Source organism: Acinetobacter sp. YH12117 (assembly GCF_013418865.1).
GTDB classification, from domain to species: Bacteria; Pseudomonadota; Gammaproteobacteria; order Pseudomonadales; family Moraxellaceae; genus Acinetobacter; species Acinetobacter indicus.
Genome location: NZ_VPBF01000062.1, coordinates 1 through 10,356 on the forward strand (window position 1 = coordinate 1; position 10,356 = coordinate 10,356).

Genomic DNA, 10,356 nt, shown 5'->3' on the forward strand with positions numbered 1-10,356 from the left:
TTAATGGAGAAATCTAATCGGTATGTTATACCTGAGAGAAGGATGAGGAGTTATCCAAGGGTTGTAAAAGGAAAACCTCAAAAATACCCAAGAAAAAGCCAGTCAATCTCTTAACTGACTGGCATTACTCCACTTGGAGAGGCTTTTTATCATCACAATTAAAGTAACCGTTTAAATTTTAATACTTAAAGAATTTCTTTACGCAGTTGTTCCGGTGACTTCATCGACAATAAACCTGGTGCAACATCAAATGCGGTTTTCGCACCGTACTGACCCATCTGGTTCATGCGGTAACACGCACGTGCATAAGCCACCAATACGCTTGCCGTAAACTCAGGATTACTCTCCAGTTTCAAAGAGAATTCCATGACTTGATTATGGGCATCGCTGGTATTGCCACTACGAATCACGAATCCACCATGTGGCATACGATTGTGTTCATTACGAAGAGTTTCTTCATCAATGAAGTTTACCGTTGTATTGTAATCAGCAAAATAGTCCGGCATGGTCACAATGGCCTGTTCAACCTTGGCTGCGTCTGCACCTTCTTCAAGTACCACATAGCACTCACGCGTATGCTTATCTCGGGTGCTTAACTCTGGACGTGAACCACTACGCACCTTGTCCATCGCATTGGTGGAGGGAAGGGTATATTGCACACCCGCTTTCACACCATCAACACGACGAATCGCATCTGAGTGACCCTGACTTAAACCTTTACCCCAGAAGGTATAGGTTTCACCGTCTGGAAGTAATGCTTCACCGAACAAACGATTGATGGAGAACATACCTGGGTCCCAGCCAATCGAAATCATGGCTGTTTTCTTGTTCGCAAGTGCTGGCGCATTTACAGCATCAAAGAACTCTGGAATACGTGCGTGTGTATCAAAGCTGTCGACAGTATTAAATTTACTTGCTAATTCAGGGGTCTGTTTAGGCAAATCATCTTTCGATCCACCACATAAAATCAGTACATCAATCTGATTCTGGAAGTCAACCAATGCATCCATATGAAAAACTTTGGTTTCAGTAAAGCAGGGTGAAACAGTTTCAGGCGCACGGCGAGTAAAAATACCCACAAGCTGTAAATCTGGATTCTTTTGAATGGCAGTTTCCACACCACGCCCTAAATTGCCATAACCAGCAATACCAATACGAATAGAATGTTGCATACAGACAAGTCACTTCAAGCTAATAGTTAAACTTTTCCAAATCAGATTCATAAAACGAAGATGATTGGGTGCTTCTTCTGTGGATTCAAGCCATGATTCAGCCTGCTCACAGAATGCACCATATTGTGCCACAATGTTGTATTTGCACCAAATTAAAGCAAAGTCAGTCGCGATGCTGATCTAAATCTATCGCATAAAAACAAAAAAACCTCCTGACCGGAGGTTTTTCGCAACGGGTGAAATTAAGCACCCGTTTGATAACGTGCCTGAGCCACGGCCGTCGAAGCCTGATAAGGATGGGTAAAATCACCCAGACCGGCTGCCGCTTCCTGAATATCTTTACCTTCTTTAATCACGAAGGTATCGAAACCGGAACGCTTCATATAGTTCAGTACATCTTTAAATACATCACCTGTGGCACGGAGTTCGCCTTCAAAACCCTGACGGCGAAGCAGTGCTGCAAATGAATAACCACGACCATCGTTAAAGCCTGCAAACTCAATAAAGATGGCATCGAGCTGATCTAACGGAAACTCATTGGTTTCAGGCGAAGCATCTACGGTTAAGTACAATGCTTTTTTACCTGAAACATTAGCAAGTTGATCGAGCTGCTCAACAGTCAACACCACATCACCTTGTGGTAACACGCCATCTTCACCAATAATTTGGTAAGTATTGTCTGCAATCGTGCCATCTTTAGAGAGCACTTGTAGTGCGGTATTAAGCATATGCACGCTCCTTAAATGGTTGAATGCCAACACGGCGATAGGTATCAATAAACTCTTCACCTTCCTGGCGCAGGTCAAGATAAGTATTTAAAATTTCTTCCACCACATCTGGCACTTTTTCCGCAGCAAATGATGGCCCTAAGATGTCACCGATTGAGGCATCATGATCAGCATTACCACCCAGGGTAATCTGGTAGAATTCCGCGCCTTTTTTATCAACACCTAAAATCCCGATGTTGCCGACATGGTGATGACCACAGGCATTCATACAACCGGAGATGTTCAGATCCAGTTTACCCAGGTTGTAAATGGTATCGAGATCATCAAAACGGCGTGAAATCGCTTCAGAAATTGGAATTGATTTGGCATTGGCCAGCGAGCAGAAATCACCGCCTGGGCAGCAGATAATATCAGTCAAGAAACCAATGTGCGCACGCGCCAGATTGTGTTGATCCAGGGTTTGCCATAAGGCAAACAGGTCTTTTTGTGGTACATCTACCAGCGCAATATTCTGCTCGTGTGTAGTACGTAATTCACCGAAAGTGTACTGATCAGCCAGGTCGGCAATCAGGTTCATTTCTTCCGTGGTGACATCACCCGGGGCAATACCGGCACGTTTCAGTGAAATGGTGACAATACGGTAGCCTTTCACTTTGTGTGCATTGGTATTGATGTTAAACCATTGCTTGAACTTCGGATATTGTGCAAACAGCGCGGTGAAGTCCTCATCTGCATAGTCCTGATAATCGAATGGCGTAAAGTTCTCATCCATTTTTTTCAGGGTGTCTGCATCGACTTTTAAGGTTTTCACCGTATGTGCAAATTCAGCTTCAACTTTCTCGGCAAATACTTCTGGCGTGAGTGCTTTTACCAGAATCTTGATACGTGCTTTATATTTGTTATCACGACGGCCGTGCAGGTTATAGACACGCAGCACTGCTTCCAAGTAAGCAATTAAGTCTTCACGTGGCAGCCATTCTTTAATCACTGCACCGATGATTGGGGTACGACCCAAACCACCGCCAACCATGATTTTATAGCCCATTTCGCCGGCTGCATTGCGTACAATATACACACCAATATCATGGAAAGCAGTTGCCGCACGGTCAATTTCTTCAAGTGCAGATACCGCAATCTTGAATTTACGTGGCAAGAAGGCAAATTCTGGATGGAAAGTCGACCATTGACGGATCAGCTCACAGGTCGGACGCGGATCGGCAATTTCACCAGCGACCACACCGGCATACTGGTCCGTGGTGGTATTCCGGATACAGTTACCTGAGGTTTGAATCGCGTGCATCTGAACTGTGGCCAGTTCAGCCAGCATATCTGGCACGTTTTCTAGTGCAGGCCAGTTAAACTGAATATTTTGACGTGTTGAAACGTGGGCATAACCACGGTCATAGGCCTTGGCCAAGGCAGCGACTTTACGCAGCTGGGTCGAGCTCATTAAACCATAAGGCACGGCAATACGTAACATTGGCGCATAGCGCTGTACATATAAACCATTTTGGAGACGAAGTGGACGATATTCATCTTCTGTCAATTTGCCCGCTAAATAACGTTCCGTCTGGTCACGGAACTGCGCAACACGTTCATTAATCAGTTGCTGATCGAAATCAGTATATAAATACATGGCGTACAGCTAGTAGTTTCATTATAACGACCGACAGGATAGCGACATTTTATCTATCAACAAAATGCGTTTTTTACATATTTCATAGCGATTTTATTGATAAGTCAGCTGGACTTGCGCTGTAAGCAAGCCTTTGCAGCCATTCATTATTACTTTCTGGATCTTTCATTATTTTTTGCGTTATTTAGCATTTTTTTTCATAAGATGTTTATCCTCACTTTTGGGTCTGGATAAACATCTTATATTGGCTGATAAACCTCTTTTATAGACTGGCGCGTTACCAGTTCCCCTGCCCCAAACCTTGGCCACGGAAATCATAACGAGCTTTGGAGCGCGAGAATTTAATCGGGCAGGCCAACTGCGCTTCAGTGTCTGGGCTGTCCTGTTCCAGTGGCACTTGAACCACCCATTCGCGTTGCTGGGCCAGTGGTGAATGCAGCGCTTCTTCTAAATACAGCACCGGTTCGACACAAACATCCTGCTCGGCAAATATTTGCTGCCATTCTACCCAGCTTTTGGATTGAATTTTATTGCCAATGGCCTGTTTCACCGCCTGCCGGTCGTCTGAATCAAAAGAACTTCCTTTTTCCACAATTAGTGGCAACTCCAGGACCGCGGCCAGACCTTGCATAAATTGTGGCTCCAAACCACCGATCGAAAGATAGCGGCCATCTGAGGTACGATAATAGTCATAAAAAATCGCGCCATTTAAATGGCCAGCTTCGGGACGCTGCTGTTCCTGTCCGGCCAGGCTGGCTGCCGCAGCCATATTGTTTAAGGCCGCCACACAGTCAGTCATGGAAATATCAATATATTGTCCCTGTCCGCTGCTTTGCCGTTCAATGACGGCGGCCAATATACCGACCAGCGCATGTAGTGAGCCACCTGCAACATCAGCAATCTGAATGCCCATTGGCGGTGGCCCGGACTGTGCCCGGCCACTATGCCCGGCAATACCGGAAAGCGCTAAATAATTGATATCATGTCCAGCCTTGGCCTGATAAGGACCGCTTTGTCCATAGCCGGTAATGGAACAATAAATCAGTCCGGGATGAATTTCTGCCAATGTGGCATAATCCAGCCCCAAACGCTGCATTACCCCAGGGCGAAACTGCTCAACCACAATATCGTAATCTTTAATTTTGGCTTTAATTTGTGCAATGCTGTCCGGGTCTTTTAAATCCAGCGTCACCGACTGTTTATTGCGGTTCAGGTAACTGTGCGAAGTCGCCTGGCCATTGGCATAGGGCGGAAATAGCCGGACCAGATCGGGACGGTTCAGTGATTCAATATGCACCACTTCTGCGCCTAAATCGGCCAGATAAAGCGTGGCAAATGGTCCGGGTAACAAGGTGGAAAAATCTAAAACTTTGAGTCCGTTTAAAGCGTATGACATTGGAGTTTTTACTCTATTTGTGTTGATTTTTTCATCATCTTAGAAATATAAAAGCATAAACACAATGTCATGTTCAGCCATTTACCTTGATCATTTCGGCAATTTAATATGTAAAATGGCAAAATAACTCAAGTAAATTGCCAAAAACTTTATTTTTAATGTCATTTAGGTCAAACATACGTGATTACCAAAGACAAAGAGTCAGAAGGCTTTAATATGAGCCGCGATACCATCAGTATCCACTTCGTAAATGCGGCTCTAACCGGTGTCAAACGCCTAGGCATGGACGTCGAGACCTTATTATCACACGTGGGTATTGAGGCCGAGCTGTTACGCCAGCCCAAAGCGCGAATCTCGCCAGAACAATATACCCGTTTTATTAAAATGCTGTGGATGGTGACTCAGGACGAGCACATCGGCTTTGATGTTCAAGGCCGCCGCTTAGGTACTTTTGCCATCATGTGCCAGCTGATCATCCATGCCAAAACCTTGGGTGATGCCTTAGAACTGTCATCCCAGTTCTATAAACTGTTTGGCGATGAATGGTCGGTGACGCTGGAACGTGACAAACACGAAGCCCGTCTGGTGCCGTTAATTCCTAAGAGCATGGACCCGGACCACTTTATTACTGAAAGTATGCTGATGATCTGGCATGGTCTGGCATCGTGGTTAATTGAACGCCGTCTGCCGCTGGAACGTGTCCACTTTGGTTATGAGCGCCCTGCCCATGCCGATGAATATGATGCGCTGTTCTTCGCCCCAGTGATGCAGTTTGATATGCCGCGTACCGAAATTACCTTTGCGGCCGACTATCTGGACTTGCCAATTCGCCAGAATGAAGAAACCCTGGAAGAATTCCTGAAAGCGGCACCGGCACAGTTACTGGTGAAATTCAAGAATACCAACTCTTTAACTTCACGAATTCGTGATGTCTTAAAGAGCCAGATTGGCGAAGAAATGCCAACCTTGAATGATGTTGCCTCAATGCTGTATCTGTCGCCGCAAACCCTGCGCCGCCGTCTGGCAGCCGAAGGTAAAAGCTATCAGGGCGTCAAAGATGCCTTACGTCGTGATGCCGCGATTCACCTGTTGCTGAATCCGGAACTGACGCTAGAAGATGTAGCGCAACAGGTCGGCTTTAGTGAAACCAGTACCTTCCACCGTGCCTTTAAAAAATGGACTGGAGTGACACCAGGGCTATATCGCCAGTTACACGGTTATCACTAAACATTTTTTAGACAACGTCTTTTCAGGTTTGATCTTCCTCTCCGCCCTCACCGCCAAGTGAGGGCTTTTTTTATTGGCGAAAAGCATCATCTGACCTCGCCCGTTCTCGTCATTGCACTTCATCAATTAATTATTACACTCAAAAAGCATAACAATTTAAAACTCATCAAAGGGATAGCACATGAGCGAGGCTTATATTATTGATGCCATTCGCACACCACGCGGAAAAGGAAAAAAAGATGGTTCACTCTATGAAGTGAAACCGATCAGTCTGGTCACCACCCTGTTGCGTGAATTAGAACAGCGCCATCAGCTGGATACTTCACAGGTCGATGATATTGTGCTGGGCTGCGTCACACCGGTCGGTGATCAGGGTGCCGATATTGCCAAAACAGCAGCGATTGCTGCCGGCTGGAACAATGATGTGGCAGGTGTGCAGATCAACCGTTTCTGTGCCTCCGGTCTAGAAGCCGTGAACTTGGCCGCGCAAAAAGTCCGCTCTGGCTGGGAAGATCTGGTCGTCGCCGGTGGAGTGGAGTCAATGTCCCGCGTACCAATGGGTTCGGATGGTGGCCCGTGGGCGCTGGACCCGGAAACCAACATGGCCTCGGAATTTGTCCCGCAAGGCATTGGTGCCGATTTAATTGCCAGCATTGATGGCTATAGCCGCGCCGATGTCGATGCCTTTGCCGAGCAGTCACAAAAGAAAGCCGCGGCTGCGCAGGCCAATGGTCATTTTGAGCGTTCAATTGTGCCGGTCAAGGACAAAGCCGGTGTTGTAATTCTAGCCAAAGATGAATTTATTAAGCCGAATACCACCGCGGAAGGCCTGGCCAAACTCAATCCAAGTTTTGAAATGATGGGACAGATGGGTTTTGATGCCATCGCCCTGCAAAAATATCCTGAAGTCGAGAAAATTCAGCATGTGCATCATGCTGGTAACTCCTCCGGTATTGTCGATGGTGCCGCGCTGGTGTTACTGGCCTCGGAAAAAGCCGTGCAAGAACAGGGTTTGAAACCACGCGCCAAAGTGCTGGCCACAGCACTGGTTGGTGCTGACCCGACCATCATGCTCACCGGTCCTGCACCGGCATCCCGTAAAGCTCTGGCCAAAGCTGGCTTAAGCATTGAGGACATTGACCTGTTTGAAGTCAATGAAGCTTTTGCGGCGGTGGTGATGCGGTTTATTAACGAGATGCAGGTCGATCCGGCCAAAGTCAATGTCAACGGCGGTGCAATTGCCATGGGTCATCCACTCGGGGCCACCGGTGCCATGATTTTAGGCACCCTGCTGGATGAGCTGGAACGTCAGGGCAAAAAACGTGGTCTGGCCACCTTATGTGTCGGTGGCGGTATGGGTATTGCCACCATTATTGAACTGGTTTAAGGAGGAGCCGCATGAGCGCTATTCAATTCGAAAAAAACGCCGACAATATTGTAATCTTAACGCTAGACTCGCCAAACCAGTCCGCCAACACCATGAATGCAGATTTCCGTGCAGCTTTGGCGGAAACCGTGGAAAAACTCAAAGCCGATGAACAGATTGCCGGAATTATCTTCCGTTCGGCCAAAAAAACCTTCTTTGCCGGCGGTGATCTCGATGAACTGATTCAGGCTCAACCGGAACAGGCCAGCGATTTTTTCCAGATGGTGGAAGGCATGAAAGCCCAGCTGCGTTATATCGAAACGCGTGGTATTCCGGTGGTGGCTGCCTTAAATGGCACAGCTCTTGGCGGTGGCTGGGAACTGGCGCTGGGCTGCCATCACCGCATTGCCTTGAATGACCCAAAAACCAGATTCGGTTTACCGGAAGTGACTTTGGGCCTGCTACCAGGTGGCGGCGGCATCGTGCGAATGGTACGTCTGCTCGGCCTGCAAACCGCTTTTCCATTTTTAATCGAAGGCAAACAGTTTGGGGTAGAAAAAGCTCTGTCTTTGGGCTTGATCCATGACACGGCCGACTCAGCAGATGAAATGCTGCAAAAAGCCATCAACTGGATTCAGGCACATCCGAAATCACAACAACCGTTTGATGTAAAAGGCTATAAAATTCCGGGCGGTGATCCGAAACATCCAGCGGTGGCGCAGATGCTGGCGATTGCTCCGGCGATTTTACGTGACAAGACCAAAGGCTGTTATCCAGCACCGGAAGCAATTATGTCGGCCGCGGTCGAAGGTGCACAGGTTGATGTCGATACCGCACTGACCATTGAATCACGTTATTTTACCTATCTGGCAACCGGTCAAGTCTCTAAAAATATGATTGGTACCTTCTGGCATGGCCTGAATGCCATTAAATCCGGTGCCAGCCGTCCACAGAATATTCCGCAGTGGCAGGCGAAAAAAGTCGGTATTTTAGGTGCCGGAATGATGGGTGCCGGAATTGCCTATGCTGCAGCCATTAAAGGTATTGCGGTTATCCTGAAAGATGTTGCTATAGAAAATGCAGAAAAAGGCAAAGCCTACAGCCAGAAACTGCTGGATAAAAAAGTTGCTCAAGGGCGGATGACTGCGGAAAAACGCGACCAGATTCTGGCACGCATTACCCCAACGGCCTCAGCGGCAGATCTGGCTAGCTGCGACCTGATCATTGAAGCGGTGTTTGAAAATCAGCAATTAAAAGCACAGGTGACCCAGGAAGCCGAAAGCTATCTGGCTGCCGATGGCGTGATGGCCTCCAATACCTCGACCCTGCCCATTAGCGGTCTGGCGCAAGCCGCGAAAGATCAAAGCCGTTTTATTGGCCTGCATTTCTTTAGTCCGGTCGATAAGATGCAACTGGTTGAAATTATTAAAGGCCAGAACACCAATCGTGAAACCGTGGCCAAGGCCTATGACTTTGTCCAGCAGATTGGCAAGACGCCTATTGTGGTCAATGACAGTCGTGGTTTCTTTACCAGCCGTGTGTTTGGTACCTTTGTGCAGGAAGGTCTGCGTATGCTGGCAGAGGGCATCCATCCGGCCAAAATTGAAATGGCCGCGCTCAAAGCCGGGATGCCTGTTGGACCGCTGGCGATTCAGGATGAAGTCTCGCTGACCTTATCCGAGCATGTCGCGGCAGAAACCCGCAAAGCCTTGCAGGCGGAAGGCAAAGAACGCCCACGCTCAGGTGCAGATGAAGTCATTGAAACCATGATCCATCAGTTTAACCGTAAAGGTAAAGCAGCCGGCGCCGGGTTCTATGACTATCCTGAAGGTGGCAAAAAATCGCTCTGGGAAGGCCTCAGTTACTGGAAAAAAGAGCAGACTGTCGATGAGCAGGAACTGATTGACCGCTTCCTGTTTGTCCAATCGCTGGATACTTTGCGCTGTCTGGAAGAAGGCGTGCTGGAATCGGTGGTAGATGGTAACGTCGGCTCGATTTTCGGGATTGGTTTTGCCCCGTGGACAGGTGGTGCCCTGCAGTTCCTGAATCAATATGGACTAAAAGATGCGTTAAACCGAGCACAAGCTCTGGAACAACGCTATGGTGAGCGTTTTGCCCCACCGCAGTTATTGAAAGATAAAGTCGCGCAAGGCGAACAAATTTAAACCCATTCATCTTGGTAGTATTCAAGAGGCCTTTAGGGCCTCTTGTCTGTTCTGGCGACAGTATTGAGCCGCGCCTCGGCGCAAGGAAAGCATTTTCTTGGCTTGGACTTTGAAATAATTATGTTATAAAGTTTCAACAGATTCAGTTTTCTTTTTATCCAATTGGGCAGTTTGTTATGACCGACCACTCATCTCCAGAAAAATCTCCTTGGGGTTGGAAAGCACTTATTATTTTCTCGGTTTTAGGTGCGTTATTTCTTGGCCTGTTCTATCTTGCCGTGAGCAATGAACCGGACTATATGCCAAGCCAGCAGAATAAACACAACACCCAGCAACATGCGTTTAAAAATGCGCCTGCCATGTCTGAAGAGGCTTTGGCCAAAGCTCAGGCTGACCGCGAAGCGCGTGAAGCTCGTGCGGCGGCCAGCGCAGAACAGCATCAGATGACCGAAGCGGAACACGCTGCCATGGATGAAAGCCATAGCGATACCACGGGACACGGTCACTAATCAGCAAATATTAAAAAAGCGGACTTCACGTCATTGCTGTCCCACAATTTTTCACAAGAGGAAGCTCATTTGAGCTTCCTCTTGTTTTATGGGTATTTTATCGGGTGAAAATAAAGCTTTTAAAGTTCTTCTTTCAAACAAATTCACTTGAATTATT

The 10,356-nt window shown here is 47.4% G+C and carries 8 protein-coding genes; 4 read left to right on the plus strand and 4 right to left on the minus strand.

Going from position 1 to position 10,356, the window contains the following annotated elements:
* Positions 1-185: 185 nt before the first annotated feature.
* From FTU55_RS14205 to FTU55_RS14220, 4 genes are all read right to left on the minus strand, one after another.
* On the minus strand, positions 186-1,172 hold the full coding sequence (locus tag FTU55_RS14205) for a diaminopimelate dehydrogenase (RefSeq protein WP_180047406.1): 987 nt from the start codon (positions 1,170-1,172) through the stop codon (positions 186-188).
* Positions 1,173-1,414: 242 nt separating this feature from the next.
* Complete coding sequence (locus FTU55_RS14210) at positions 1,415-1,900, minus strand: DUF934 domain-containing protein (protein ID WP_005175797.1); 486 nt, start codon at positions 1,898-1,900, stop codon at positions 1,415-1,417.
* Positions 1,893-3,536: a nitrite/sulfite reductase gene (locus FTU55_RS14215; protein ID WP_016659814.1), complete on the minus strand. Its 1,644-nt coding sequence runs from the start codon at positions 3,534-3,536 to the stop codon at positions 1,893-1,895. Before FTU55_RS14215 ends, FTU55_RS14210 begins: the two co-directional genes overlap by 8 nt.
* A gap of 277 nt (positions 3,537-3,813) precedes the next feature.
* Positions 3,814-4,932 (minus strand): CaiB/BaiF CoA-transferase family protein, encoded by a 1,119-nt coding sequence (locus tag FTU55_RS14220; RefSeq protein ID WP_180047407.1) that lies wholly within the window; start codon positions 4,930-4,932, stop codon positions 3,814-3,816.
* Between the two features lie 216 nt (positions 4,933-5,148).
* On the opposite strand from FTU55_RS14220, the gene FTU55_RS14225 reads away from it, so the two are divergent.
* The 4 genes from FTU55_RS14225 to FTU55_RS14240 all read left to right on the plus strand — a co-directional run bounded on the left by FTU55_RS14225 (position 5,149) and on the right by FTU55_RS14240 (position 10,199).
* Entirely contained in the window at positions 5,149-6,159 is a 1,011-nt protein-coding gene (locus FTU55_RS14225; protein WP_034597576.1) for an AraC family transcriptional regulator, read from the plus strand.
* 181 nt (positions 6,160-6,340) lie between these two features.
* Positions 6,341-7,546 (plus strand): acetyl-CoA C-acetyltransferase, encoded by a 1,206-nt coding sequence (locus FTU55_RS14230; RefSeq protein WP_180047408.1) that lies wholly within the window; start codon positions 6,341-6,343, stop codon positions 7,544-7,546.
* 11 nt (positions 7,547-7,557) lie between these two features.
* A complete protein-coding gene (locus FTU55_RS14235; protein WP_180047409.1) occupies positions 7,558-9,690 on the plus strand; it encodes a 3-hydroxyacyl-CoA dehydrogenase NAD-binding domain-containing protein in 2,133 nt (710 codons plus the stop codon).
* 176 nt (positions 9,691-9,866) lie between these two features.
* Positions 9,867-10,199, plus strand: a complete 333-nt coding sequence (locus FTU55_RS14240) for a hypothetical protein (protein WP_104473664.1) — start codon at positions 9,867-9,869, stop codon at positions 10,197-10,199.
* Positions 10,200-10,356: the final 157 nt, after the last annotated feature.